Source organism: Glycomyces artemisiae, from assembly GCF_003002955.1.
In the GTDB taxonomy this organism is placed as follows: domain Bacteria; phylum Actinomycetota; class Actinomycetes; order Mycobacteriales; family Micromonosporaceae; genus Glycomyces; species Glycomyces artemisiae.
On record NZ_PVTJ01000003.1, the window covers coordinates 149,380 to 173,340 of the forward strand.

The 23,961-nt window shown below is 72.7% G+C and carries 26 protein-coding genes; 9 read left to right on the forward strand and 17 right to left on the reverse strand.

The window, feature by feature from the left end:
• Position 1: 1 nt before the first annotated feature.
• Positions 2-742 (reverse strand): anti-sigma factor, encoded by a 741-nt coding sequence (locus B0I28_RS09475; protein WP_106363583.1) that lies wholly within the window; start codon positions 740-742, stop codon positions 2-4.
• Entirely contained in the window at positions 739-1,353 is a 615-nt protein-coding gene (gene sigK / locus B0I28_RS09480; protein WP_106363937.1) for an ECF RNA polymerase sigma factor SigK, read from the reverse strand. The genes B0I28_RS09475 and sigK overlap by 4 nt, the downstream gene beginning before the upstream one ends.
• Before the next feature lie 146 nt (positions 1,354-1,499).
• Here sigK and B0I28_RS09485 point away from each other — a divergent pair, with 146 nt between their 5' ends.
• Positions 1,500-2,732, forward strand: a complete 1,233-nt coding sequence (locus B0I28_RS09485) for an alpha-hydroxy acid oxidase (protein WP_106363584.1) — start codon at positions 1,500-1,502, stop codon at positions 2,730-2,732.
• Here the strand turns inward: B0I28_RS09485 and B0I28_RS09490 are convergent.
• A complete protein-coding gene (locus B0I28_RS09490) occupies positions 2,701-3,987 on the reverse strand; it encodes an MFS transporter (RefSeq protein WP_106363585.1) in 1,287 nt (428 codons plus the stop codon). The two genes, B0I28_RS09485 and B0I28_RS09490, sit on opposite strands and share 32 nt — an antisense overlap.
• 70 nt (positions 3,988-4,057) lie before the next feature.
• Between B0I28_RS09490 and B0I28_RS09495 the strand changes: the two genes are divergently transcribed.
• Entirely contained in the window at positions 4,058-5,035 is a 978-nt protein-coding gene (locus B0I28_RS09495) for a GlxA family transcriptional regulator (protein WP_106363586.1), read from the forward strand.
• On the opposite strand, the gene B0I28_RS09500 is transcribed toward B0I28_RS09495, so the two are convergent.
• Complete coding sequence (locus B0I28_RS09500) at positions 5,032-5,445, reverse strand: Rid family hydrolase (protein ID WP_106363587.1); 414 nt, start codon at positions 5,443-5,445, stop codon at positions 5,032-5,034. The two genes, B0I28_RS09495 and B0I28_RS09500, sit on opposite strands and share 4 nt — an antisense overlap.
• Positions 5,446-5,536: 91 nt before the next feature.
• Here B0I28_RS09500 and B0I28_RS09505 point away from each other — a divergent pair, with 91 nt between their 5' ends.
• Positions 5,537-6,025, forward strand: coding sequence for a MarR family winged helix-turn-helix transcriptional regulator (locus tag B0I28_RS09505; RefSeq protein WP_106363588.1), 489 nt, complete (start codon positions 5,537-5,539; stop codon positions 6,023-6,025).
• A 51-nt stretch (positions 6,026-6,076) separates the two neighbouring features.
• On the opposite strand, the gene xynC is transcribed toward B0I28_RS09505, so the two are convergent.
• The 4 genes from xynC to B0I28_RS09525 form a co-directional block, all read right to left on the reverse strand.
• Positions 6,077-7,342 (reverse strand): glucuronoarabinoxylan endo-1,4-beta-xylanase XynC, encoded by a 1,266-nt coding sequence (gene xynC / locus B0I28_RS09510; RefSeq protein WP_106363589.1) that lies wholly within the window; start codon positions 7,340-7,342, stop codon positions 6,077-6,079.
• 105 nt (positions 7,343-7,447) lie between these two features.
• Positions 7,448-8,236, reverse strand: a complete 789-nt coding sequence (locus B0I28_RS09515; RefSeq protein WP_219926667.1) for a SigB/SigF/SigG family RNA polymerase sigma factor — start codon at positions 8,234-8,236, stop codon at positions 7,448-7,450.
• A gap of 78 nt (positions 8,237-8,314) precedes the next feature.
• Positions 8,315-8,935 carry a response regulator gene (locus B0I28_RS09520; RefSeq protein WP_106363591.1) on the reverse strand — a complete coding sequence of 207 codons (621 nt, stop codon included), beginning with the start codon at positions 8,933-8,935 and terminating at the stop codon, positions 8,315-8,317.
• Positions 8,935-10,101, reverse strand: a complete 1,167-nt coding sequence (locus B0I28_RS09525; protein WP_219926669.1) for a sensor histidine kinase — start codon at positions 10,099-10,101, stop codon at positions 8,935-8,937. Before B0I28_RS09525 ends, B0I28_RS09520 begins: the two co-directional genes overlap by 1 nt.
• A gap of 212 nt (positions 10,102-10,313) precedes the next feature.
• On the opposite strand from B0I28_RS09525, the gene B0I28_RS09530 reads away from it, so the two are divergent.
• Both B0I28_RS09530 and B0I28_RS27865 read left to right on the forward strand, forming a co-directional pair.
• The gene (locus B0I28_RS09530; RefSeq protein ID WP_106363592.1) at positions 10,314-10,880 is read left to right on the forward strand and encodes a GlcG/HbpS family heme-binding protein; all 567 of its coding nucleotides are present in this window, start codon (positions 10,314-10,316) and stop codon (positions 10,878-10,880) included.
• A 161-nt stretch (positions 10,881-11,041) separates the two neighbouring features.
• Positions 11,042-11,623 (forward strand): ankyrin repeat domain-containing protein, encoded by a 582-nt coding sequence (locus B0I28_RS27865; protein ID WP_342761204.1) that lies wholly within the window; start codon positions 11,042-11,044, stop codon positions 11,621-11,623.
• On the opposite strand, the gene B0I28_RS28235 is transcribed toward B0I28_RS27865, so the two are convergent.
• The 5 genes from B0I28_RS28235 to B0I28_RS09560 form a co-directional block, all read right to left on the reverse strand.
• Positions 11,616-12,233: a CatB-related O-acetyltransferase gene (locus B0I28_RS28235; protein WP_146148049.1), complete on the reverse strand. Its 618-nt coding sequence runs from the start codon at positions 12,231-12,233 to the stop codon at positions 11,616-11,618. The two genes, B0I28_RS27865 and B0I28_RS28235, sit on opposite strands and share 8 nt — an antisense overlap.
• 110 nt (positions 12,234-12,343) lie before the next feature.
• On the reverse strand, positions 12,344-12,961 hold the full coding sequence (locus B0I28_RS27630; RefSeq protein WP_219926670.1) for a hypothetical protein: 618 nt from the start codon (positions 12,959-12,961) through the stop codon (positions 12,344-12,346).
• A 103-nt stretch (positions 12,962-13,064) separates the two neighbouring features.
• Entirely contained in the window at positions 13,065-13,592 is a 528-nt protein-coding gene (locus tag B0I28_RS09550) for a DinB family protein (protein ID WP_106363594.1), read from the reverse strand.
• 125 nt (positions 13,593-13,717) lie between these two features.
• Positions 13,718-15,295 carry a multicopper oxidase family protein gene (locus B0I28_RS09555; RefSeq protein ID WP_106363595.1) on the reverse strand — a complete coding sequence of 526 codons (1,578 nt, stop codon included), beginning with the start codon at positions 15,293-15,295 and terminating at the stop codon, positions 13,718-13,720.
• Positions 15,288-15,749, reverse strand: a complete 462-nt coding sequence (locus B0I28_RS09560; protein ID WP_219926671.1) for a hypothetical protein — start codon at positions 15,747-15,749, stop codon at positions 15,288-15,290. The genes B0I28_RS09555 and B0I28_RS09560 overlap by 8 nt, the downstream gene beginning before the upstream one ends.
• 85 nt (positions 15,750-15,834) lie before the next feature.
• Between B0I28_RS09560 and B0I28_RS09565 the strand changes: the two genes are divergently transcribed.
• Complete coding sequence (locus tag B0I28_RS09565; RefSeq protein WP_106363596.1) at positions 15,835-16,713, forward strand: LysR family transcriptional regulator; 879 nt, start codon at positions 15,835-15,837, stop codon at positions 16,711-16,713.
• 37 nt (positions 16,714-16,750) lie between these two features.
• Here B0I28_RS09565 and B0I28_RS09570 read toward each other — a convergent pair whose 3' ends face one another.
• The 3 genes from B0I28_RS09570 to B0I28_RS27195 form a co-directional block, all read right to left on the reverse strand.
• Positions 16,751-17,191 (reverse strand): YybH family protein, encoded by a 441-nt coding sequence (locus B0I28_RS09570; protein WP_106363597.1) that lies wholly within the window; start codon positions 17,189-17,191, stop codon positions 16,751-16,753.
• 104 nt (positions 17,192-17,295) lie between these two features.
• Positions 17,296-19,566 carry a glycoside hydrolase family 127 protein gene (locus tag B0I28_RS09575; protein ID WP_106363598.1) on the reverse strand — a complete coding sequence of 757 codons (2,271 nt, stop codon included), beginning with the start codon at positions 19,564-19,566 and terminating at the stop codon, positions 17,296-17,298.
• A gap of 125 nt (positions 19,567-19,691) precedes the next feature.
• Positions 19,692-19,862, reverse strand: coding sequence for a hypothetical protein (locus B0I28_RS27195; RefSeq protein WP_181245727.1), 171 nt, complete (start codon positions 19,860-19,862; stop codon positions 19,692-19,694).
• 435 nt (positions 19,863-20,297) lie between these two features.
• On the opposite strand from B0I28_RS27195, the gene B0I28_RS09580 reads away from it, so the two are divergent.
• Genes B0I28_RS09580 through B0I28_RS09590 form a run of 3 tightly spaced genes read left to right on the forward strand, consistent with a single transcriptional unit; the run spans position 20,298 to position 23,340 of the window.
• Complete coding sequence (locus tag B0I28_RS09580; protein ID WP_219926672.1) at positions 20,298-21,728, forward strand: serine hydrolase domain-containing protein; 1,431 nt, start codon at positions 20,298-20,300, stop codon at positions 21,726-21,728.
• Positions 21,728-22,687, forward strand: a complete 960-nt coding sequence (locus tag B0I28_RS09585; RefSeq protein WP_106363600.1) for a sensor histidine kinase — start codon at positions 21,728-21,730, stop codon at positions 22,685-22,687. The genes B0I28_RS09580 and B0I28_RS09585 overlap by 1 nt, the downstream gene beginning before the upstream one ends.
• Entirely contained in the window at positions 22,684-23,340 is a 657-nt protein-coding gene (locus B0I28_RS09590; RefSeq protein WP_106363601.1) for a response regulator, read from the forward strand. Before B0I28_RS09585 ends, B0I28_RS09590 begins: the two co-directional genes overlap by 4 nt.
• A 107-nt stretch (positions 23,341-23,447) precedes the next feature.
• On the opposite strand, the gene B0I28_RS09595 is transcribed toward B0I28_RS09590, so the two are convergent.
• Positions 23,448-23,954, reverse strand: coding sequence for a glutathione peroxidase (locus B0I28_RS09595; RefSeq protein ID WP_106363602.1), 507 nt, complete (start codon positions 23,952-23,954; stop codon positions 23,448-23,450).
• Positions 23,955-23,961 lie beyond the last annotated feature (7 nt).

Here is a 23,961-nt window from a genome sequence, read left to right on the forward strand (position 1 = left end):
GTCAGCCCTCCAGCGGGACGCCCGCCACCAGCGGGAGGGTCGGCGTCTCGGAGCCCCCTGCGGGCTCCTGGGTGACGCCGATGAGCTCGGCGTCGCCGAGCCCCTCGACGAGCATCGTCGCGGAGCGGTCGCCCGGGTCCATGACGCCCGCGGAGACCTGGCCTTCGGGGTCGACCATCCAGATCTGGTAGGACCGCTCCTCGCCGATCGCGGCGAGCCCGGCGAGGACCACCACGGCCTTGTCGAGCTGCTCGGAGTACACGACGCTGACCTTGCCGCCGCCGTCGGCCGCGATCGACCCGATCGCGGCGTCCCCGGATTCGAGGACGGCGGCGATCTGGTCCGACCGGGACGGCTCGGTGTCGCGCATGACCGACCAGGTGACGATGCCGCCGACGACGGCCATGACCGCGGCGAGGGCCCCGGCGGCGAGCGCGAGCCGCAGGCGCGGCATGCCGCGGTGGCGGCGTAGGCGGGGCCGGGCGGTGCGGGGTTCGGCCGCGGGCGGTTCGGGGGCCTCCTGGCGGGTGCGGGCGACCTCGGTGAGGACGCGGGCGCGCAGCCGCGGGGGCGGGTCGGCGATCGTCACGTCGGAGAGACGCCAGACGGCCTCGCGCAGCTCGGCGGCCTCCTGGGCGCAGGATTCGCATTCGCCGAGGTGGTGCTCGACTTCGGCGCGCTCGTCATCGTCGAGGGCGTCGACGGCCCAGGCGCCGATGAGAGTGTGGACGTCGGCGCTCATCGGGCCACCTCCAGGCAGTCGCGCAGTTTGAGCAGGCCGTCCCTGATGCGGGACTTGACGGTGGGCACGGCGGCGCCCAGCAGGGACGCGACCTGCCGGTAGGTGTGGCCGCCGTAGTAGGCGAGGGTGACGGCCTGCCGCTGGAGCTCGGTGAGGGTCCCCAGGCAGCGGCGGACCTGCCGGTGCTCCAGGCGGGTCGCGGCGGCCTCCGCGACGGCGTCGTACTCGGGTTCGGACTGGGCTGCGGCGCGGCGCTCGCGGTCGCCGGAGGCCTGGGCGGACCTGACGCGGTCGACGGCGCGGCGGTGCGCGATGGTCGAGATCCACGCGCCGGCGGACCCGCGGGAGGGGTCGAAGCGGGTCGCGGTGCGCCAGATTTCGACGAGGACCTCCTGCGCGACCTCCTCGGCCTGCGCGGGGTCGCGCAGGACGCGCAGGCACAGGCCGTAGACGCGCGGGGCGGCCTCGTCGTAGAGGCGCGCGAAGGCGTCGTCGTCGCCCAGCGCCGTGCCGTGCAGCAGCTGTTCGAGCGCGGGCATCCTCGCCTCCTCTACCGCCGTACGCCGGTGTCCGCCTGTGGCCCAGGCCGATGGATTCCCCCTTGTGGACATCATCATGCTCCGCTCGGTTTGTCAACTCCGGTCGACCACGATTCGGAGCCGAGCGGCTCGCGGACGGGTCCGGTCACGGAGCAATTTCGGGGCGGGCGACAATGGCCCGGACGGACTCCTCACCATCGCATCCGATAGGCCCTCCCATGACGAAACGACAATTCCCCCGGCCCCACGACCTCTTGCCGTTGATACGTTTCAAAACGCCGGACTTCAACGCGAAGCGGCGGCGTCTGAACGCCGCGCTCACCATCAGTGACCTGCGCCGGATTGCGGCGCGGCGCACCCCGCGCGCGGCCTTCGACTACACCGAGGGCGCCGCCGAGGGCGAGCTGTCGCTCGCGCGGGCGCGGCAGGCGTTCGCGGACATCGAGTTCCACCCCGCGATCCTCAGGGACGTCTCGAAGGTCGACACCGGCTGGGACGTGCTCGGGAAGCGCTCGGCACTCCCGTTCGGCATCGCGCCCACCGGGTTCACCCGCATGATGCACACCGAGGGCGAGATCGCCGGGGCCGGAGCCGCCGCCGCGGCGGGCATCCCGTTCGCGCTCTCCACGATGGGGACGACCCCGATCGAGGACGTCGCCGCCGCGGGCGGTCCCGAAGGGCGCCACTGGTTCCAGCTGTACATGTGGAAGGACCGCGACCGGTCGATGGCCCTCGTCGAGCGGGCCGCCGCGGCCGGGTTCGACACGCTCCTGGTCACCGTCGACGTACCCGTCGCCGGAGCCCGGTTGCGGGACAAGCGCAACGGCTTCTCGATTCCGCCCGCGATCACTCCGAAGACGTTCTTCAACATGGCCTCGCGCCCGGCCTGGTGGTTCGACATGCTCACCACCGAGCCCCTCTCGTTCGCCTCGCTCAACCGCTGGTCGGGGACGATCGCCGAACTCCTCGACACCATGTTCGACCCGACGGTGGACTACGCGGACCTCGCGTGGATCAAGGAGCAGTGGCCCGGGAAGATCGTCGTCAAAGGCGTCCAGACCGTCGCGGACGCCAAGCGCTGCGCCGACCTCGGCGTCGACGCCGTCACGCTCTCCAACCACGGCGGCCGCCAGCTCGACCGCGCCCCGATCCCCTTCCACCTCCTCCCCCACGTGGTGAAGGAAGTCGGGAGCGACATCGAGGTGCACCTGGACACCGGCATCATGTCCGGCGCCGACATCGTCGCGTCAGTCGCCTTGGGCGCCAGGTACACCATGATCGGCCGCGCCTACCTGTACGGGCTCATGGCCGGAGGGCGCGAGGGCGTCGACCGCGCCATCGCCATCCTCCGCGAAGAGGTCGAGCGGACGATGAAGCTCCTCGGCGTGGCCTCGCTCGACGAACTCGAACCCGCCCACGTCACGCAGTTGCAGCGACTGGTACGCGTCTGATCGCGAGGGACATCACCGCGGCGAGCGCGCACAGCGCTCCCGCGGTGAACCACGCCGGGTCGTAGTTCCCGGTCGCGTCGCGCACGAAGCCCGCGCCCCAGGCGATGAGGGCCGCGCCGACCTGGTGGGAGGCGAGGACCCAGCCGAAGACGACCGCGCCGTCCTCGCCGAAGTGCTCGCGGCACAGCGCGATCGTGGGCGGGACCGTCGCGACCCAGTCGAGGCCGTAGAAGACGATGAAGAACAGCATCGGCGGCTTGACGTCGCCCGCGAACAGGGTCGGGAGCGCGAGCAGCGAGAGGCCGCGGAGCGCGTAGTAGACCGCCAGGAGCATCCGCGGGTCGAACCGGTCGGTGAGCCAGCCGGAGAAGATCGTGCCGATCAGGTCGACCACGCCGATGACCGCCAGGAGCGACGCGGCGGCCGTCAGAGGCATGCCGTGGTCGTGGGCGGCGGGCACGAAGTGGGCGCCGACGAGGCCGTTCGTGGAGGCGCCGCAGATCGCGAACGTGCCTGCCAGGAGCCAGAACGCGCGGGAGCCGCTGGCCTGCCACAGGCCGCCGAGGGCCCGCTTCGCCGCGCCCTGCGTCGAGGGCGCGGGTGTCGTGTAGTCGGGGCCCGCGCCGAAGGGCGTGAGGCCCACGTCCTCGGGCCGGTCGCGCACGACGAGGAGGACGAGCGGGACCATCGCGAGTGCGGTGGCGGCCACCAGGAGCGAGGCCGCGCGCCATCCCGGGCCCTCGACGAGCAGGCCGACGAGCGGCAGGAACACGAGCTGCCCGGCCGCGCCCCCGGCGGTGAGGATGCCGGAGACGAGGCCGCGGCGGGCGATGAACCAGCGGTTGGTGATCGTGGCGACGAACGCCATCGCCATGGACCCGGTGCCGATGCCGACGATGAAGCCCCAGCACAGGACCAGCTGCCACGACGCGGTCATGAAGACCGTGGCGCCGCCGCCGAGGGCGATGAGGCCCAGGGCGATCGCCACGACGCGGCGGATCCCGTACCGCTCCTGGAGCGCGGAGGCGAACGGCGAGAACAGGCCGTAGAGCAGGATGTTCACGGAGATGGCGGCGGAGATCGTGCCGTGGGACCAGCCGAACTCGGCGTGGAGCGGCTCGATGAAGACGCTCGGGGTGGCGCGGAAGGCGGCCGCGCCGACGACGGCGACGAAGCTGACGGCGGCGACCCACCACGCGCGGTGGACGGTGCGGCGTCTGGTCTGCTCGGGGGATTCCGGGGCTGCGATGGACATGGATACAGCTTCGCCGAGCCGCGGCCGGGCGGCCAGTGGCCCGCAGGCCAACATGTGCGAAGATCGGGCCATGAGCGTCTTTCGGCATCCCGGGCGGCACCGCGTGGCGGTCCTGGTCCGGCACGGGCTCCTCCCGGTCGAGCTGGGCATCCCGCACCGCGTGTTCGGCTCCGCGAAGTCCGGCGGGGAGCACCTGTACGAGGTCGTCACCTGCGCGCCGGAGCCTGGCGAGATCCGCACCGACGCCGACGTCACCGTGAACGTCAAGCACGGGCCGGAGGCGCTCGCCGAGGCCGAGACGGTCGTGGTGCCCTCGGCGCACGAGTCGGACGAGTCGTGGACGGCGGGGCGGCTGCCCGCGGACGTGGCCGCGGCGTTGGAGCGCATCCGGCCGGAGGCGCGGATCGCGTCGATCTGCACGGGGTCGTTCGTGCTCGCCGCGGCGGGGATGCTCGACGGGCGGTCGGCGACGACGCACTGGGACGCGGCCGAGCGGTTCCGGCGGCTCTATCCGAAGGTGCGGCTGGAGCCGGAGGTGCTGTACACCGAGGACGGGCGCGTGCTCACTTCGGCGGGCGTGGCCTCCGGGTTCGACCTGTGCCTGCATATGACGCGGCTCGATTTCGGTGTGGCCGTGGCGAACCGGGTGGCGCGGCGGGCCGTGGTGCCGCCGCACCGCGACGGCGGCCAGGCCCAGTACATCGAACGGCCGGTGCCCGAGGCGGGGTCGGCCGCGACGGGCCGGGCGCGGGAGTGGGCGCTCGCCCGCCTCCACGAGCCGCTGACGCTGCGGCAGCTCGCGGAGTGCGAGGCGATGAGCGTCCGCACGTTCACGCGGCGCTTCCGCGAGGAGGTCGGCACGTCGCCGCAGCGGTGGCTCCTGCACCAGCGCCTGGAGCGGGCCAGGCACCTGCTGGAGCGCAGCGACGAGCCGATCGACCGCGTGGCGGCCGGCGCCGGGTTCGGCTCGGCATCATCGCTGCGCCTGCACTTCCAAGCGGCCCTTGGGGTCACGCCGAGCGCGTACCGCCGGACCTTCGCGGGCTAAGCGACGACCGCGGTCACCCGGATCTCCACGCGCATCCCCGGGGCGCCGAGGGCGGCGACGCCGAGCTCGGTCCAGATCGGGGCGCGCCCGTTCATGCGCTTGCGGAACTGCTCGGCCATGACGCGGCCGGGGCGCTCTCCGATGTATGCGGGGTCGTCGGGCAGGTGGTAGGAGTTCACGTGGACCACGTCGGCCCAGGTGGCGCCCGCAGAGGCGAGGACGCGCTCGACGTTGTCGAAGGCGCGCACGATCTCCTCTTCGAGGTCCTCGGGGAATTCGAGGTCGTCGTTCCAGCCGCCCTGGCCCGAGATCTCGACGCGGTCGCCGATGCGCACGGCCTGGCTGTAGCCGAGCATCCCGTGCAGCTTCTCGCCGGCCCCGGGGGTGATGATGAACTGCGGCTCGCTCATGGCGACCCCTTCCGATTGACTTCATGCTTGAAGTCATCGTAGCAGATTTGACTTCAAGCATGAAGTCACGGCCGCCGGTTAGACTGCGCGTATGGCCGAGACTCCCCGAACCGCCGCGTCCGAGCAGGTCCGCTGGCTCGACCCGGCCGAGAAGGACGCCTGGACCGGGCTCGTCTCGCTTGTCTACATGCTGCCGCCGCGCCTCGAAGGCCCGCTCCACAAGGAGTGCGGGCTGACCCTTTTCGAGTACCTGGTCCTCAGCCACGTCTCCGAGGCCCCCGGGCGGCGCCTGCGCATGAGCGAGCTGGCGTTCCTGGCGAACGGCTCGCTCTCGCGCCTGTCCAACGTGGTCAAGCGCTTCGAGCAGCGCGGCTGGATGGAGCGCTCGCCCGACCCCGAGGACGGCCGCTACACGATCGCGGCCCTCACCGATGCGGGGTACGGGCTCGTCCAGGCCGCCGCGCCCGTCCACGTGCGGGCCGTCCGCGAGGCCGCGCTCGACCTCCTCGACGCCGACGACCACGCCGCCCTCGCCCGGATCGCCGAGAAGCTCAGCGTCCGGCCCGTGGACCTCGCCTGAGCCGGGACGCCGCGCGAGCACCGCGCGGTGCTCGCGGTGCTCGCGCGGGGCCTAGTTCAGGACGTAGGTGCGGATGCTCTGCGCGGGGAGCTGGGAGCCGAAGGAGCCGTTGGTCATCGGGACCGCGTTGGAGGCCGCGAGGGTCTGGCTCGACGTGGTCACCCAGGTCGCGAAGGAGCCCGTGCCGCCGCCTTCGAGGGTGAAGGGGAGGTACACGGCCGAGGCGTTCTTGTTGACGGCGACCATGACGATCCTGGACCCGCTCTTGAACGCGGAGATGTAGACGCCCGACTGCGGGTTCGCGGTCGCGGTGATCCGCTGGTAGCCCGGCCGGACCCACTTCGAGTAGTGGGCGAGGTTGGCGCCGCGCTTGCTGATCTGGCCGTCCTCGCGCATCGGCCCGTACCCGCGGCGGATGTACCACCAGATGTAGGCCTGGAAGCGGCCGTTCACCAGCGCGCGGTGCACGTGCTCGCCCACGTCGAGGGCGCCGGGCCACAGGTCGGCCGAGTCGCTGGAGTTGGGGTAGTACACCTCCGACATCCACAGCTCCTTGCCCGCGCCCTTCTGCTGGAACAGCGGGTAGGGGAAGTCCGCGGGCTGCGTCCCGTACAGGTGCGCGCCGAGGATGTCCATGTTGGCGAGCGCGGCGGCGTCGTTGAGGATCGGGTCGGAGAGGTTCTTGCGGTACTGGAAGGACTCCGGCGCCATCACGCGGGTGCTGATCACCCCGGAGTTCTCCTTGAGGAAGCGGACGATCTCGGCCGCGGTCCACGCGGTCCATTCGTGCGCGTAGTCCGGCTCGTTCTGGACGGAGATCGCGTAGAGCTCGACCCCGTTGTTGCGCATGAAGACGACGAAGTCGTTGAGGTGCTGGGCGTAGGCCCCGTACTGGTCGTAGCGCAGCCGCTTGCCGCCGGAGAAGCTCTCGGTCATGGACGCGGGCGGGTTCCACGGGGACGCGAGCACCTTGGCGCCCAGGGCGACCGCGCGCTGGGCGGTGGCGACCTCGCGGCTCCAGTTGCTGCGGTCCTCGTGGACGGGGATGCGCAGGATCGAGAAGCCGAGCTGCCCCGCGCCGTTGCCGAACGCCGTGTCCCGCTGGGCCGCGGTGAGGTCGCTGATCCACACCGTGTGGTTCATCCCTCCGAAGCCCTGGATCGTCTGCTGCCCGATGGAGGGCTGGATGAGGACCGTGGTCTGCGCGGAGGCCGCGTCGGCGACGAGGGGGGCGCCGATGATCGGAAGCGCTCCCAATGCGAGCAGGGAGCGGCGGCCCAGGCGCGGGGCGCGGGCGTCGTCGGAGCGGGATGCCATCGTTCCTCCAGGAGGTTGGAAGTTCCAAATGTTCCCGATCACAATACATCGAAATGTTTCGATTTAAAAGGCCGGAAGTCCGCTGAAACTTCCGAAGTGCAGCGCTTACCGCGGCGCGGTCGTCAGCCGCTCCCGCAGCTCTTCGAGCACGCCCTTGAGGAGCCGCGAGACGTGCATCTGCGAGATGCCGATCTCCTCGCCGATCTGGGCCTGGGTCTTCTCCTCGAAGAACCGCAGCGCCAGGATGCGGCGCTCGCGCTCGGTCAGGTCGGACAGCAGCGGCACCAGCGCCTCGTGGTCCTCCACGAGCGCGAGCGCGACGTCCTCGGCGCCGATGGTCTCGCACAGCGGCGCGCGGCCCGGATCGCGGTACTCGGGCTCGTCGAGCGAGACCGACCAGTACGCCTGGCGCGCTTCGAGCCCCTCGTCCACCTCCGCCTCGGTGAGCCCGAGGTGCGCGGCGAGGTCGGCGCACGTGGCGGGGCGGCCCAGCTCCTGCGCGAGGTCCCCGGCGGCCCGGTTGATGGCGAGGCGCAGCTCCTGGAGGCGGCGCGGCACGCGCATCGGCCACGCGGTGTCGCGGAAGCAGCGCCGCACCTCCCCCATCATCGTGGGGACGGCGTACGACAGGAACTCGCTGCCGAGGGACGGGTCGAAGCGGTCGACGGCGTGGATGAGCCCGATCGAGGCGACCTGGAGGAGGTCGTCCTTGACGATGCCCTTGCCGGAGAAGCGCTGCGCGATGTGCTCGGCGAGCGGCAGGTGCCCGGTGATCAGCCGCTCGCGGAGCTCCGCGCGGCGCGGGTCGTCCGCTTCAAGTCCGGCCATCTCCGTGAAGAGCGGGGCGAGTCCGCGGTAGTCCGCGCGCCCCGAATCGTGCTGTCCTGGTGCCAAGTCGGCCACCGCCCCCGATCGTCACCCGAGCGTATAACGGCAGGCTTCCCATGTCAGGGACACGAACCGAATTCCAGGTCAGCGCCGGATCAGGCCCTGCTGGACGGCCGCGGCGACGGCCGCGGTCCGCGAGTCGACGCCGAGCTTCGCGAAGATGTGGACCAGGTGGGTCTTGACGGTGGCCTCGGTGACGAACAGGCGCTGCGCGATCTGCCGGTTCCCCAGGCCCTCGGCGAGAAGGCCCACGATCTCGGACTCGCGGGCCGTCAGCGCCGGGCGACCGGACCTGGCCTGGTCCATCACGCGCGCGGCGACCTTGGGCGAGAGGGACGACTCCCCGCGGGCGGCCGCGCGGATCGCCGCGAACAGCTCCTCGGGCGGGCAGGCCTTGAGCAGGTACCCGGTGGCGCCGGCCGCGACGGCGCGGCGCACGTCGGCGTCCGACTCGTATGTGGTCAGCACGAGCACCCGCGGCGCGTCGGGGAGTTTCGCGACCTCCTCGGCGACGGCGAACCCGTCGGGGCCGCCGCCGAGCTGGAGGTCCATGAGCACCACGTCGGGCGCGCACCCGCGGATGCCGCGCAGCGCGGCGGCCGCGTCGGCGGCCTCCCCGACGACCTCCATGTCGGGCTCGCCGTCGACGAGCGCGGCCAGGCCCGCCCGGACCACGGGGTGGTCGTCGACCAGGAACAGGCGCATCACGGCTCCTCACCGAGCGGGACGGACGCGGCGAGCGCGGTGCCCTCGCCGGGACGGGACTCGACCGCGAGGCTCCCGCCGACCCGCGCGAGGCGCTCGCGCATCCCCGGCAGGCCGAACCCGCGGCCGGACGCGGCGGCGCCGTCAGGGTCGAGGTCGTCGGGGTCGAAGCCGCGGCCGTCGTCGCGCACGTCGAGGGCGACGGCGTCGCCCAGGTGCGAGAGCGTCACGACCGCTTCGGACGCGGCCGCGTGCTCCACGGTGTTGGCAAGGGCCCCTTGGGCGACCCGCAGCAGGACCGCAGCGGCGGCCTCGCCGGTCACGGCGGGCTCGCCCTCCTCGCGGAAGACGGTGCGCAGGCCCGAGCGGCGCTCGGTGTCGGCGCACAGGTCGCGGAGCGCGTCGGCGAGGCTGCGGCCTTCGAGCCGCGCGGGGGTGAGGTCGCGGACGAAGCGGCGGGCCTCGGCCAGGTTCTCGTCGGCGACCGCCGCGGCCTGAGCGGCGAGGGCCCGGGACCGGTCGGTGCCCCAGGAGCGGTCGGCGGCCTGGAGCAGCATGCTGATGCTGGAGAGCCCCTGCGCGAGCGTGTCGTGGATCTCCCGGGCGAGGCGGCCGCGCTCTTCGAGCGCCCCGGCGCGCAGCTGCGAGGCCGCGAGCGAGTCGCGGGCGGCCACGAGGTCGTCGATGAGGCGCTGGCGCTGCCGGATCTCGTACTGGAGGGCCCAGAACACGGCGGTGATGATCGCGGCGATGCCGATCGGCGCGAGCACCAGGCTCGGGTCGACCACCGTCGCGATGCGCACCTGCCCGGCGACGACGGCAGCGGTGAGCAGCACCGCCGCGGTGACGACCCCGATGGTCGGGAGCAGCCGCAGGCACAGGAAGTACAGGGGGACGGCGCACCACGCGAACGAGGGCGCCAGGAGCACCAGCGCGACGGCCACGCCGATGACGAGGCCGAGCCACACCGGCAGGGCGGGCCCGAGCCGCCGCCACAGGACCACGCCCGCGCCGTAGAGCAGCGCGAGGAGCGCGGCCACCGCGAGGGCCGCGACGGTGAGCCGGTCGGTGAGCTCGTGCCGGGCGACCACCCGCGCAGCGGAGGCGGCGAGCAGCAGGAAGAACCCGGCGTGCATCGCGCCGTTCAGCCAGGAGCGCTCTCCCACGGCCCCTCCCTCCTCCCCGGGGGCCAGCGTAGGCCCGCGCGCGCCCGGCCGCGGGCGCTTCGCGTCAAGCGTGCCCGGCGGGTCCGACGCCCGCATCGATCAAAGGATGGAGACCGGATCGAACCGCCGCTCGATGCGCCGAGGCGCCCGCGGCCGAAGACTTGGCCGAGTGCCGCGGCGGAACCGCCGCCGCGAGAACCGAAGGAGCACCAATGAACGCGATCAACCTCCGCAAGCGCCTGGCCGTCGGGGCCGTGGCCGGACTGGCCGTCGTCGGCGGCATCGTCGGCGCGAGCGCCTATGCCGCGCCGGTCGCCGAGGCCGAGCCGATCGAGGCCGTCGCGGTCGCCGAGGTCCAAGGCGTGCGCGGCGCGAACGCCCTCACCCACGAAGCGGCCCTCGCGGTCCTCGACGCCGCCCAGGACAAGGCCGCCGAGCTCGACCAGCGCGTCACCGTCGCGATCGTCGACCGCAACGGCAACACGATCGCCATGGTCAAGGGCGACGGCGCAGGCCCGCAGAGCCCCGACTCGGCCGAGGCCAAGGCGTACACCGCGGTGTCGTGGGGCCAGGCCACGAGCGACCTGACGAACGCGGCCAAGGGCAACGGCGCCACGATCGCCGACATCCCCGGGACCCTGTTCCTCGCGGGCGGCGTGCCCGTGACCTACGACGGCGCCCCCATCGCGGGCATCGGCGTCGGCGGCGCGCCCAGCGGCGACATCGACGAGGAGATCGCCCTCGCCGGTCTCGCGGCCCTCGAAGACCTGGACAGCTAGTGAAGGCGCGCAAGGGGATCGGGCGCAGGCTCGTGCTGGCGGCCGGGGCCGGTTCGCTCGCGGCCTGCGCGCCGGTCCCCGAGCCGCGCCATCGGTCCGTCGAGGAGACGCGGCGCACCGCGCGGCCCGCGCCCGGGGACGTCGCGGACTGGAACCGGGGGCTGCTGGAAGCCGCTGACACCGGGGACGCCGACGAGGCGGCCCGGCTGCTGGGACTGGGCGCGGAGGTCGAGGTGCGCGACGGGAAGGGCCGCGGGCCGCTCATGCTCGCGGCGCTGGCCGACCGGGTCGAAGCGGCGCGTGTCCTCGTGGCGTGCGGCGCGGACCCGGACGCGCGCGACGACCTCGGGGACACGCCGTGGGTGACCTGCGGCGTCACCGGGTCGGTGGCGATGATGCGGGCGATCCTCCCGGCGGGACCGGACCTGGAGGTCCCCAACCGGCGCGGCGGCAGCCCGCTGCACCCGGCCGCGGAGCGCGGGCACGCCGACTACGTGCGGGAGGTGCTGGCGGCCACGGGCATCGCCGCGGTCGTCGACCGCGTCAACTACAACGGCTGGACGGCGCTGCTCGAAGCCGTCGCGCTCGGCGACGGCGGTGAAGCGCACCAGGAGATCGTCGCGCTGCTCCTCGACGCGGGCGCGGACGCCTCGATCCGGGACCGCAACGGCCGCAGCGCGCTCGACCATGCGCGCGAGCGCGGCTACGGGGTCATCGCGGATCTGCTCGCGAACGTCAGGTGAGGCCGTTCGCCTCGGCGATCGCGAAGACGTCGGCGGGCGTGCCCGACATGATCGTGCGGGCGTGCTCGGTGACGAGCTCGGCGGGCCAGTCCCACCACGCGGCCCGCAGCAGCAGCTCGATCTCCTCGTCGCCGAACCGCTTGCGGATCGGCTTGGCGGGGTTGCCGCCCACGATGGTGTAAGGCGGGACGTCGGCGGTGACGACGGCGCCGCTCGCGATGATCGCGCCGTCGCCGATGGTCACGCCGGGCATCACGGTGGTGTTGTAGCCCAGCCAGACGTCGTTGCCGACGGTGGTGTCGCCGCGGCTCTCCACGTTCATGACGATGTCGAGCGTCGACTCGGTCCAGTCGCCGCCGAAGATCGCGAACGGGAACGTCGAGACCCCGACCATCGGATGGTCGGCCCCGGCCATGAGGAACCGCGTGCCCGTCGCCAGCGCGCAGTACCGGCCGATGCGCAGCTTCTCGGGGCCGTACGAGTAGAGGACGTTCCGCTCCTCGAACGCCGTGGCCGCGTCGGGGTCGTCGTAGTACGTGTACTCGCCGACCTCGATCTTCTCTGATTCGATGAGCGGCTTCAGGAACACGACGCGCGGCTGTCCGGCCATCGGGTGCAGGACGGTGGGGTCGGGGATCAACTCGGGTCCTCTCGGCGGTCCCCGGGGGCCGCGGGTGCGGCCCCCGGGATTCAAGCGGTTCCGGCGCGTGGCCGGAGGGGTCAGATGACCTGCCCGGTCTGGGACTGGAAGGAGTCGCCCTGCGGGGTGGTCTCGGTGTAGACGGTGTCGAGGAAGCCGTCGCCGTCGGAGTCGATGAGGGTCGTGTCCGAGGCGCCGTCGCCGTCCGAGTCGATCTCGATCTCGTCGACGAGGCCGTCGCCGTCGTAGTCGGTGGCGACGACGTCGGCGTAGCCGTCGCCGTTCGTGTCCGTGACGACCTGGTTGACGTAGCCGTCGCCGTCGGTGTCGTAGGAGACCTGGTCCACGACGCCGTCGCCGTCCGTGTCGGACTCGAAGGTGTCGGCGACGCCGTCGCCGTCGGTGTCGTAGACGGCGGTCTCGAAGCTGCCGTCGCCGTCCATGTCGACGAGGAGCTCGTCGGAGACGCCGTCGCCGTCGTAGTCGACTGCGACGCCGTCGGCCTGGCCGTCGCCGTCCGAGTCGATGTAGGTGACGCCGTCGGCGGTGATGGTGCTGTCGGCGTAGCCGTCGCCGTCGAGGTCGAAGGTCTCCTCGACCGTGACGCCGGGGAGGCCGCCGAGGCTCTCGTCCTCGGTCGTGTACTCGTCCTCGACGCCGGCGTCGGTCTCGTCCGGGGTCACGTCGTATTCGCTCATGGTGCTCATCCTCCGCTTGAATGTGTCGCTGGGTTGCTGATGACGACTCTACGAGGGCGCGGGGTCCCCAGAATCCCCAGAGTGTGCCATCCGCCCCACGGATTCAGGCGGCGGCGCGGACGAGGCGGAGCTGGCCGATCTCGGCGGCGTTCTTCATGAGCTCGGCGTTGACCCAGGCCCCGAGGTGGGCGACGGTGAGCCCGGCGTCGCCGGGCCAGGGGTACGCGGAGGGCGCGTCGAGGTCGGCGTCGGTGAGGGCGTCGAGGGCCGCGAGCCAGTCGTCGCGGTGGCCGCGGAGCCATTCGGCGCTGGCGGCGGGGCCGGGCCACCTGACGTCGGCGCGGTCGCGCGGGGCGCGGCCCCGGACGTGCGCGGTGGCGGTGGTCCACCACCAGCCGATGTGCCAGGTGAGCCAGGCGATGGTGGGGGCCGGGACGGGGTCGGGCTCGGTGTCGGCCCAGTCGGGCTCCCAGCCATCGGCGGCGGGATGGAGGGTCCAGGTCTCGGCGGCGGGCTCCCAGAGGAAGTCCTCGTCTTCGAGGCGTTCGAGGTGGTACTCGAACAAGGCCCAGGTGAGGTCGAACTGCCAGCGGAGCAGGCCGATGCGGTCGGTCGGTTCGGCGTCGGACATCCGCCGATCCTCGCATGCGGGAACGGTTGCGGCAAACGGGAAAACCGGGGCGCCGCGCGGGGCGGCGTCCCGGTTCGGGTGGTGGCTCAGGCGGTGCCGGTGACGGTGCCGCCCTCGGGTCCGGATTAGACGATCTCCAGATTCGCCATCATGCCCATGTCCTCGTGCTCGGCGTTGTGGCAGTGGAAGAGGTACCGGCCCCGGTAGCCGTCGAAGCGGGTGATGATCTCGGCCGACTCGCCGGGGCGCAGCGAGATCGTGTCCTTGAGCCCGGCGTCGTGCGCCAGCGGCGCCCCGCCGCCGCGCGAGAGGACCCGGAAGCCCACGAGGTGCAGGTGGACGGGGTGGTGCACGTCGGCGACGAGCCGCCACACCTCGACGTCGCCGAGGCGGGCCGTGACGTCGGTGCGGGCGGGGTCGAACGGGAGGCCGTCGATGAGCCAGCCGTGCCGCCCGTCGTCCATGCGGCCCGCACGGAACGCGAGGTCGCGGACCACGGCCGCCTCCGATCGGTCCCACTCGGGGAGGTCTTCGGCGAGGGTCTCGGGGATCGCGGCGGCGGTGCCTTCGCGGGCGATGCGGAACCGCATGATGTCGGCGGTGCCGCCGCTCCCGAGCCGGTTCCGCAGGCGCACAGTCGAACCGACGGGCAGGCCGCCGAAGTCGATTAGCAGGTCGTAGCGTTCGGCGGGCGCGATCGGCAGCCGCTCGTGGCGTACGGGCGCGGCGAGGAGGCCCTGGTCGGCGCCGATCTGCACCAGCGGCACGGTGCGGCCGTCGTCGGCCACGGCTTCGAGCTCGTAGTGCCTCGCGTTGGAGCCGTTGAGGACCCGCAGCCGGTACAGGCCGGTGTCCACCTCGTGCTCGGGCCAGGGCGCGCCGTTGACGAGGACCACGTCTCCGAGGACTCCGGCGAGGTAGGGCTCGGTGACGCCGTGCTCGCCGGTGAGGCTCGGGTCGACCGCGGGGTAGGCGAGCTGGCCGTCCTCGTCGAAGGCCCGGTCGGCGATCATGAGCGGCAGTTCATGGTCGCCGCGCGGCAGGTCGAGGGCGTCCTCCACGTCGTCGCGCACGAAGTGGAGCCCGGCGAGGCCGCGCCAGATCGCCGGGGCGGTGAAGTCCATGCGGTGGTCGTGGTACCAGAGCATCGCCGCGCGCTGGTCGAGCGGGAACCCGTACTCGCGCTGCACGTTCGACACCGCGGCGCGGTCGTCGGCCATGGAGTGGCCCGCGTGGCCGGTCCAGCCGTCGGGGAGCACGAGGTCGGTCGGGTAGCCGTCGGAGGCGGCGGGGGTGCGGCCGCCGTGGAGGTGGAGCACGGTGGGGACCGGGAGTTCGTTGCGGTGCAGGACAGTCGTGTGCCGCCCGCGCCGCGACTCGATCGTCGGGCCGGGGAAGACCCCGTCGTAGGTCCACAGCCGCGTCGCGAACCCGGGGATGACCTCCGCGTCGATCTCCTGCTGCACCAGCTCGTACCGGTCGCCGTCCGCAGTGGACTCGACGGGCGCGAGCACGGGCGGGATCGGCAGCGGCACCGTGAACGGCTCGGGCAGCGGCACGGCGCTGCGCAGCTGGTCCCCGGTCTCGGCGGGGCGGCGGGCCCACCCGGCGGACAGGGCCAGCCCGCCCGCGGCGACCGCCCCGATCCCGGCGCCGATCGCCAGCGCCCGGCGCCGCGACACCGGCAGACTCCACTCACCCATCGGCCCGGACCTCCTTGCGGCGCCGGGGAAGCGGGCGCCGCCAGACCGCCGCGAACATCCCGGCGATCCCGGCGACCAGCGCGACGCCGAGCGGGAAGTGCAGCCACAGCTCGCCCCACATCCCCGCGAAGTACTGCGCGGTCACACCCGTCACGAGCGCCAGCGAGGCCCAGAACGGCCAGGCCCGGCGCGCTCTCGCCCACACGACGCCCGCGGTGACGAGGTGCGCGATCGCTATGTAGGACACCAGGTCCGCGCCGCGCATGTGCCAGGCGAGGCCGTCGAAGTCGCCGCTCAGGTACACCCCGGCGAACACCGGCTGCGCGAATCCCGCGACCAGGTACGCGGTCGACACGCCCCGCAGGACCCACCCGCTGGCCGCGGTCCGCTCCGCCGACTGCTCCGGCGGCGCGGGTGCCGCTGCCGGGGCGTCGATCGTCAGTTCTCGTTGCATGCCAGCAACGTTATGACGATATGGTTAAGACTTCAAAGACCAATATCGCTATGATGTTATGACTCGAACGGTATGAGGAGCACTCGTGGACCTGAACACCCTGCGCCAGTTCCTGGCGGTCGCCCGCCTGGAGCACCTCAGCGGCGCCGCCGCCGAACTGCGCGTGGCCCAGCCTTCGTTGAGCCGGAGCATCGCCCGCCTCGAAGCCGAGCTCGGCGCGCCCCTGTTCGACCGCGCGGGTCGCTTGCAGCTCAACGACACCGGTCGCCTCTTCCGCGACCACGTCGAGCGGGCCGTCGGCGAACTGGAGGCCGGGCGCCGCGCGGTCGCCGAGTCCCTCAGCGGCGGCGCGGGCAGCGTGCGCCTGGCCTCGGAGACGTTCCTGCCGCTGACCGGCCCGATCGCGGCGTTCACCGCCGCGCACCCCGAGGTCGAGCTGCACCTCCATCAGATGGCGCCCGCCGAGATGGAGCGGGCCCTGCTCGCGCAGGAGGTGGACCTGTGCCTGGCCTCGCAGCCGGTCGCCGCCCCCGGCACCGAGTCGGCCGTGGTCGCGATCGAACCGGTCTGGCTCGCGACCCCGCCCGGCCACCGCCTCGCCGCCGCGGGGCGCGTGTCCCCCGACGACCTCGCCGACGAGCCGTTCGTCACGACCCGGCCCGGACTATGGCAGCGCCGCCTCCTCGACCGGCTGTTCGCCGACCGCAACCGCGAGCCGCGGATCGTCTGCGAGACCGACGAGACCGCCGCCACGTTCGTGCTCGTCAGCTCCGGCATCGGCGTGTGCCTGTTCCCCGCGATCGCCCGCGTCGCCTGGACGACCCCGGAGGTCGCCTGGGTGGCCATCGACGACCCGCACTGCCACCGCACCCTCAGTCTCCACTGGACCGACGGCGACCGCCTGCCCGCCGCGGCCCGCCTCATGCGGGCGCAGATCCTCGAATGGCAGTGGGGCGGCCACTGAGCCCGCAGCGGACTGGCCGGTCCCTGCGGCGGCCCCGCTACGGCTCCAAGTCGGCCACTCCCTTGCCGGTGGCGATGTCGAACGGCACCGACACCTGGTCGTGCACGATCCGCCACTCCCCCGCCGGCTTCGCGAGGCAGAACGTCGCCCGCACCCACATGCCCTCCGTGACGGCACCGTTCTTCAGCTTCCCGCTGAGCCGCCCGAAGCCGTGCGCGAACGCGATCGACTCGTCCACGGTGAGCCGCAGGTCCCGCAGCTCGTAGTCCACTTCGGCGAACACGGCGAAGACGTTCGCCCAGTTCTTCAGCTTCGCGTCGATCCCGACGTGCTGGAGCGGCGGCTCAACGTCGAAGGACACGACGTCCTCTGCGTACAGCCGCCCGATCGCGTCGAGGTCCTTGGCGCGCAACCCCTCCACGATCGATCCGAACAGCCCCCGGATCGCCGTCCCGTCCGCCTCACGCTGCATGTCCATCGTCTCGTTCCCTTCCTTCGGTCGACTGTGTCCGAAACTAAGACGGCGCAGCCGTCCCGAGTGTGACAGCCCGGGACGGCGACCTGGAACACGTCGCGAATCCGCTAAGGCGCGGCCCAGCGCGTCAGCCGGGCCGTGGTGACCGCGGGGGTCGGGAGGCCGTCGAGGGCGGTGAGTTCGAGGTCGAGCGCGGCGGGGCGGGGCTCGGCCGCGAGCTCGCCGGGGACGGGGTAGTCGAGGTCGAAGGCCTCGCCGCCGCCGTCCCAGCGCTCTTCGGCGACGAGGACGCCGCCGAGGCGGATCGCGACGGCGGCGGGGCCGTCGAGGCGGAAGCCGATGCGCAGCCCTTGGGCCTGGGCCTGCGGGTCCTTGAAGGTGACGGCCATCGACGCGGTGGTCGAGCGGGAGCGGCGGCCGTCGGCGGTGGTGTGGACCTGCGTGTCCCGGCCGCGGAAGGCGTGGTCGCTCTCGGGCTGCTGCTCGCCGAACGCGACCTTGTCGACCGTGGTGCGGTCGAGCGCGAGGGAGTCGCGGTCGGCGGCGGCGAGGGCGGCCCGGCGCTCGGCGATCCGCGCGGGCTCGGCGACGGGCCAGTAGACGGTGTAGCGGGCGTCGTGGAGCCCGTGGAACGGCTCCAGCTCCACGGTGCCGGCCGGGTCGGCCGTGGCGAGCCGGTAGCGGAGCGGCCCTTCGGGTTCGAGGACGTCGGCGGCGGGCAGGTCGGGGACGATCGGCACGTCGCCGAGGCTCATGAGCGGGCCGTGGGCGACGTGGCCCATGCGGGAGTCGTCGGCGAGGAGGCCGTCCAGGCGGCTGTCGCCGTTGCGGGCGGCGAGGAGCACGGGACCGGCGAAGTAGGCCTGCCAGGGCGAGCCGTCGGGGAGCCGTTCGGCGCTGAGCCGCAGCGGGAGCCGGAAGGTGACAGTGTCGCCGGGCTGCCAGGTCCGCTCGATGAGGACGGCTCCCGGGACGGCTTCGGCTTGCGCCGCTTCGCCGTTGACCGCGAGGTCGGCGAGGCCGTCGGACCAGCCGGGCGCGCGCAGGCGGAGCGCGAACGCGCGCGGCTCGTCCAGGTCGAGGACGACGGTGACGGTTTCCTCTGCGGGGAAGGCGGTCTCGATGCGGACGCGGCCGCCGAACTCGGGCGCGTCGAGCTGCGCGGGGAGGTACAGGTTGACCGCCAGCGCGCCGTCGTGTTCGCCGAAGACGAGTTCGCCGTACTTGGCCTGGGCTTCGATGCCGGTGCCGACGCAGCACCACATGCTCGTCTCCGGTTGGGAGTAGACGCGGTAGTGGCCCGGGCGCATGGAGGTGAAGTAGACGAGGCCGCCGTGGCCGGGGTGCTGGGAGGCGAGCTGGTGGTTGTAGACGGCGCGCTCGGCGAAGTCGAGGTGGGCGGGTTCGAGGCCCGCGGCGGCGAGGCGGCGGGTCAGCTTGAGCATGTTGTAGGTGTTGCAGGTCTCGGGGCCTTCACGGTCCTCGATCATGGCGGTGAAGTCGTCGGAGGCGTGGAAGTGCTCGCGGACGGAGTTGCCGCCCAGGGCGACCGAGCGGTGCTCGACGACCTGGTGCCAGAAGTGCCTTGCGGCGCCTTCGAGTTCCGTGTCGCCGGTGACGGCGGCGGTGGCGGCGTAGCCGACGGCCTTGGGGATCTGGGTGTTGGCGTGGCGGCCGGTGAGGTCGTCGCGGCGCTCCAGGAGCGGACCCAGGATCGCGCGGTGGGAGAAGCGGCGGGCCATGTCGGCGTAGTCGGCGCGGCCGGTGATGGCGGCGAGGTCGGCGTAGGCCTCGTTCATGCCGCCGAACTCGGTGTCGAGCATGGTCTCGAACGCGTCGTCGCCGATGGTGGCGGCGATGTCGAGCCACCAGTCCGCGAGGCGCAGCACGATGTGGAGCGCCTTGTCGTGGCCGAGGAGGGTGTGGGCGTCGATGAGGCCCGCGAAGGTCTTGTGCAGGTTGTACCAGGGGACCCAGTGGTCGCTGGAGCCGAGCGTGCCCACGCCTTCGCCGTCGCGGAGCCCTTCGAAGAGCGCGGCGCCGCCGGGGACGCCGCCGACGTAGCCGGTGCCGAGATGGTCCTGGGCGCGGGCGAGTTCGGCGACCATGCGGTCCAGGCGCTCCCGGGGCTCGGCCTCGCCGGTGGCGACGGCGAGGAGGGCGAGCGCGGAGAGGTAGTGGCCGCCGATGTGGCCGTCGAGGCCGGAGTCCTCCCAGTTGCCGTAGCTGGGGGCGGCGGGTTCGAGCCCCGCTTCGCGCAGGAACGGGGCGAGGAGGCGGTCGGGGTCCATGGCGAGGACGTAGGCGAGGTCGGTGCCGAGGGCGTGCTTGAACGGGCCGTCCAGCAGCGTGACTCGGGTGAGCGGGAAGGCGTGCATCGGGCCCCTCGTTGGATGTGTACCGGTAAACCTGCGTTGCCAATCTACCCGAGCGGCGCGGCCGCGGCGCACAAGGAAAGGCCCCCGTCCCACCAGACGGAGGCCTCGGGTTCGTGAGCCGGCGGCTATCTCGGTCGTTCGAGGTGGTCGCCCGCGGTGTCCTGGGTCGCGGCGGTGGCGTGGTCGGCGACGCCGGCGGTGAGTCCGGCGACCGCCAATGCCAGGGCGGCGGCCGCGATGATCCTGCGGCGGTATGGGTGTCGCATCTTGAACGCGTGGTCGGGTCGGTGCTGCATGGGCTCGGTGTTCCCTCGTCGATGGCTGGCCCGGGGGCCGTCCGGTGGGGACGGGTGCGGGCATCGCGTGATCGGAAATGGTGGGTCCGCGTGGGAGGCGGGGATCGGCCGGGCGGCGCTGAGCGCGCGTCCGGCTAGCGCATCAGAGGTCGACAGAGGGCGCTCGCGGCGCCCATCTGGTCGATGGCGCGCCGCCGGGTGAGTCGTGCGGCGGTTCGCATGGCTCGACCATACCAGCGGCCCCATCCGGGGGGTAGGAGTTCTTGCATGGTGGGACGATTGCGGACATCCCTCGCAAACGCTGTCATGGCGACCTGCGAGTGACCGGCCGACCCCTGACTTTCGTCAGGGGCTGATCCGGACTTTCTTCCGATGGCAGCAGGTCAGGGCCGCAATAACGTTCACCGGGTACTCGTCCAGAACGGAGCCACCCACGTGAAACCCAAGGTCCTCAAGCTGATCGGCGCCGCGCTCGCGGCCGCCGCAGTGGCCGCCGCGCCGGCCTCCCCGGCGCACGCCGAGACCGCCCCCGACCCCGAGGCGTACGACGCCTACCTGACCGACCTCGTCGAGGCCACCGACGTGCCGGGCCTCTCCGCGGTCGTCACCCGCGGCGGGGAGACCGTCTTCGCCGCCGGGTACGGGGAGGACTCGAACGGCGACCCGGTCACCGAGCACACGCCGATGCGCGTCGCCTCGGTGTCGAAGTCCTTCACCGCCATGGCCGTCATGATCCTCGTCGAGGAAGGCGCGATCGACCTCGACGCCCCCGTCGCCGACCAGCTCCCCGGATTCGAGATGGCCGACCCGCGGGCCGGGGAGGTGACGGTCCGCCAGCTCCTCGACCAGACCTCCGGGTTCAGCGACACGAGCATCGACGTCGTCGAACTTGAGGACGCGACCTCCTTGGAGGACTACGTGTCCCGCCTCGCCGACGACTCGCTCGCCGCCGACCCGGGCACCGACTGGGCCTACTGCAACGCGAACCTCAACGTCGCGGCGCGCCTCGTCGAGGTCGCCTCCGGGCAGTCGTTCGCCGACTTCATGCGCGAACGGGTCTTCACGCCGCTCGGCATGGAGGACAGCGCGACCCGCGACGAGGACGTCATGCCCGGCCTGGGCTACAACTCCTTGTACGGCGTCTGGATCCCCCGCGAGGAGGCCCCCGGGTTCCTCGACGACTCCGGCAGCGGCGGCATCATCACCAGCGCCGCCGACATGGGGAAGTGGCTCATCAGCCAGAACGGCGAGGGCACGCAGCTCGTCAGCGCCGCAGGGCTCGACGCGATGCACACCGCCTCGGACGTCCAGGACTACGGGATGGGCTGGAGCGTCGAGTCCGACGGGACGCTGGCCCACTCGGGGAACCTCATGACCTACAACGCGGTCGAGTGGATCGATCCCGAGACGGGGTACGGGATCGCGGTGATGAGCACCGGCGCGGGTCTCAGCGACGTCACCTGGAGCGCCATGGAGGGCCTGGCCGCGATCACCGAAGGCGGAACCCCTGCCGAGCCTTCCAGCAGCGGGCAGGTCTACGACCTGGTGCTGCTGCTGGCGACGCTGGCCGCGATCGGACTCGGGGTCCTCGGGATGGTGCGCTCGCGCCGCTGGGCCGGGAAGCGGGCCGGGCGCAAGGCGTGGCGGACCGCGCTGCGGATGGTGCCGGTGCTCGTCCCCGCGGTCGTGTTCGCGGGCTTCCCGGCGGGCGTCTCGTTCATCTCGGGCGGGCGCACGATCCCGTGGAACCAGATGTTCTACTTCGCGCTGCCGCTCACGCTGACGCTCCTGGCCGCGGCCGTGGCGGGGATCGCCGTCGCAGTCGCGCGGGCGGTGCGGCTCAAGTCGGTAGTCTCGGCGGCGTGATGTACGGGGCAGGGCTGGCGCTCATCGCGGCCGCGGCGATGGTGAACGGGATCGACACCGTGCAGCTCCCGGCGTGGCGGCAGGCGATCTTCATCGTGCTGGCCCTGCTCGCGTACCTGCACGGGCGGCGCCTCGACTTCCGGTACGGCGCGCCACTGCTGCTCGCGGCCGCGGCGCTCACGGTGCCGGTCATGATCGTCGACCGGGGCAACGGCGTCACGGCGTTCCTGGTCCTGGGGGCGTTCGTGATGCTGCCGTGGTTCGGCGGCCGGTACCGCCGCCAGCAGGTCGAACTGCTCGAAGCCGAGCGGGAGCGGGCCACGCGGCTCGAACACGAGCGCGACCTCGTGGCCGAGCGGGCCCAGGCCCTGGAGCGGGCCCGGATCGCCGCCGACCTGCACGACTCGGTCGGCCACGACCTCGCGCTCATCGCCCTGCGGGCCGGGGCCCTGGAACTGTCGCCGGACCTGTCTGAGGCCGGTCGGGAGGCCGCGGCCGCGCTGCGCGCCAACGCGGTCGAGGCCACCGACCGGCTCCGGCAGTCCCTGGGCATGCTGCGCGACGAGGCCGCGCCGGTCGCGCCGGTCGACGAGCCGGTGCGGGACCTCGTGGCGCGGTCGGCAGAAGCCGGACTCGACGTGCGGCTCGAAGGCGGCGCCGAGGCGTTCGGGCCGCTCGTGGACCGGGCCGTGTACCGGATCGTGCAGGAGGCGTTGACCAACGCCGCCAAGCACGCTCGTGGCGCGGCGGTCGCGGTGCTGGTCGAGCGGGAGGGCGCGGAGGTGCTCGTGCAGGTGTCGGACTCGGGCGGCGCGGCGGCGCCGCGGCTGGAGCCGGGCGGCTCGGGGCTGGCGGCACTGTCCGGGCGGGTGCGGCTGCTGGGCGGGTCGTTCAGTGCGGGGCGGCGCGGCGGCGGGTTCGCCGTCGAGGCCCGGATCCCGTTGGAGGGGAATCGATGATCAGAGTGCTGCTGGCCGACGACGAGGCCATGATCCGGGCCGGAGTCGCCGCGATCCTGGCGAGCGACCCGGGGATCGAGGTGGTCGCGGAGGCCGGGGACGGCGCCGAGGCCGTCGAGATGGTCCGGGCGCACCGGCCCGACGTGGCGGTTCTCGACATCCGCATGCCGCGGCTCGACGGGCTCTCGGCGGCCACGGAGATCCGCAGTGTCGCACCGGGAACCGCGGTGGTCATGCTGACCACGTTCGATGAGGACGACTACGTGATGCGCGCGCTCGGGGATGGCGCGAGCGGGTTCATGCTCAAGGCGGCCGACCCGCGGGAGCTGATCTTCGGGATCAAGGCGGTCGCCGACGGCGCGGCGTACCTCTCCCCCAGGATCGCCCACCGGGTCATCGCGAAGATGGGCGCGGCGGGCTTCGCCCGGCCGACCCCGGCGAAGGAGCGGATCGCGGGCCTGACCCCGCGGGAGCAGGAGGTGCTCGGACTGCTCGGCGAGGGGTTGTCCAACCACGAGATCGGCAAGCGGCTCTTCATGTCGGAGGGCACGGTCAAGGGCCACATGACCGCGATCTTCACCCGCCTCGGTCTCCGCAACCGCGTCCAGGCCGCGATCCTCGCCTACGAGGCGGGCCTGGTGGCCCGCCCCTGAGCCGAAGCGGCGCCGACCGAACGGCGGGCCGTGCGACCTGGCCGAGGGTCGGTCCGAAGACGGCCGCCCCTTGCTCGGACGAGTGGCCGAAGCCGACCGATGGGCGGCTAGCGCTGGAGTTCGGTCTCGATGGCCTTGCGGAGGGCCGGGTCGTCGGGGGTGACCGTGGGGGCGAAGCGGGCGGCGACCTCGCCGTCGCGGCCGAGAAGGAACTTCTCGAAGTTCCACTGGATCTCGGGGTCGGCGTCGGTGTTGCCCTCGATTATGGGGCGGCGGGCGATGAGCTCGGTGTAGAGCGGGTGGCGGGTCTCGCCCGCGACGCTGATCTTCGCCATGAGCGGGAACGTCACCGCGTAGTTGACCGAGCAGAACTCGGCGATCTCCTCGTCGGTGCCGGGCTCCTGGCCCATGAAGTCGTTCGCGGGGAAGCCGACCACGGTGAAGCCGCGGTCGCGGTACTCCTCGTACGCGGCCTGGAGGCCCTCGTACTGCGGGGTGAGGCCGCATTTCGAGGCGGTGTTGACGACCAGGACCACCTCGCCGAGGTGGTCGGCGAGCGTCGCCGCCGCGCCGTCGTTGGTGGTGAAGCCGATCGCGCCCAGGTCCTGTCCCATGGGTCCC

What these genes read in the sequence shown, in the direction of transcription:
- B0I28_RS09585 (WP_106363600.1), top strand. Translation starts at nt 21,728, where the DNA reads ATGTACGGGGCAGGGCTGGCGCTCATCGCGGCCGCGGCGATGGTGAAC.
- B0I28_RS09575 (WP_106363598.1), bottom strand. Translation starts at nt 19,566, where the DNA reads ATGCACGCCTTCCCGCTCACCCGAGTCACGCTGCTGGACGGCCCGTTC.
- B0I28_RS09550 (WP_106363594.1), bottom strand. Translation starts at nt 13,592, where the DNA reads ATGTCCGACGCCGAACCGACCGACCGCATCGGCCTGCTCCGCTGGCAG.
- B0I28_RS27195 (WP_181245727.1), bottom strand. Translation starts at nt 19,862, where the DNA reads ATGCAGCACCGACCCGACCACGCGTTCAAGATGCGACACCCATACCGC.
- B0I28_RS09590 (WP_106363601.1), top strand. Translation starts at nt 22,684, where the DNA reads ATGATCAGAGTGCTGCTGGCCGACGACGAGGCCATGATCCGGGCCGGA.
- B0I28_RS27630 (WP_219926670.1), bottom strand. Translation starts at nt 12,961, where the DNA reads ATGAGCGAATACGACGTGACCCCGGACGAGACCGACGCCGGCGTCGAG.
- B0I28_RS09595 (WP_106363602.1), bottom strand. Translation starts at nt 23,954, where the DNA reads ATGGGACAGGACCTGGGCGCGATCGGCTTCACCACCAACGACGGCGCG.
- B0I28_RS09475 (WP_106363583.1), bottom strand. Translation starts at nt 742, where the DNA reads ATGAGCGCCGACGTCCACACTCTCATCGGCGCCTGGGCCGTCGACGCC.
- B0I28_RS09500 (WP_106363587.1), bottom strand. Translation starts at nt 5,445, where the DNA reads ATGAGCGAGCCGCAGTTCATCATCACCCCCGGGGCCGGCGAGAAGCTG.
- sigK (WP_106363937.1), bottom strand. Translation starts at nt 1,353, where the DNA reads ATGTCCACAAGGGGGAATCCATCGGCCTGGGCCACAGGCGGACACCGG.
- B0I28_RS09555 (WP_106363595.1), bottom strand. Translation starts at nt 15,295, where the DNA reads ATGGGTGAGTGGAGTCTGCCGGTGTCGCGGCGCCGGGCGCTGGCGATC.
- xynC (WP_106363589.1), bottom strand. Translation starts at nt 7,342, where the DNA reads ATGGCATCCCGCTCCGACGACGCCCGCGCCCCGCGCCTGGGCCGCCGC.
- B0I28_RS09530 (WP_106363592.1), top strand. Translation starts at nt 10,314, where the DNA reads ATGAACGCGATCAACCTCCGCAAGCGCCTGGCCGTCGGGGCCGTGGCC.
- B0I28_RS09570 (WP_106363597.1), bottom strand. Translation starts at nt 17,191, where the DNA reads ATGGACATGCAGCGTGAGGCGGACGGGACGGCGATCCGGGGGCTGTTC.
- B0I28_RS09495 (WP_106363586.1), top strand. Translation starts at nt 4,058, where the DNA reads ATGAGCGTCTTTCGGCATCCCGGGCGGCACCGCGTGGCGGTCCTGGTC.
- B0I28_RS09505 (WP_106363588.1), top strand. Translation starts at nt 5,537, where the DNA reads ATGGCCGAGACTCCCCGAACCGCCGCGTCCGAGCAGGTCCGCTGGCTC.
- B0I28_RS09485 (WP_106363584.1), top strand. Translation starts at nt 1,500, where the DNA reads ATGACGAAACGACAATTCCCCCGGCCCCACGACCTCTTGCCGTTGATA.
- B0I28_RS09520 (WP_106363591.1), bottom strand. Translation starts at nt 8,935, where the DNA reads ATGCGCCTGTTCCTGGTCGACGACCACCCCGTGGTCCGGGCGGGCCTG.
- B0I28_RS09560 (WP_219926671.1), bottom strand. Translation starts at nt 15,749, where the DNA reads ATGCAACGAGAACTGACGATCGACGCCCCGGCAGCGGCACCCGCGCCG.
- B0I28_RS28235 (WP_146148049.1), bottom strand. Translation starts at nt 12,233, where the DNA reads ATGGCCGGACAGCCGCGCGTCGTGTTCCTGAAGCCGCTCATCGAATCA.
- B0I28_RS09490 (WP_106363585.1), bottom strand. Translation starts at nt 3,987, where the DNA reads ATGTCCATCGCAGCCCCGGAATCCCCCGAGCAGACCAGACGCCGCACC.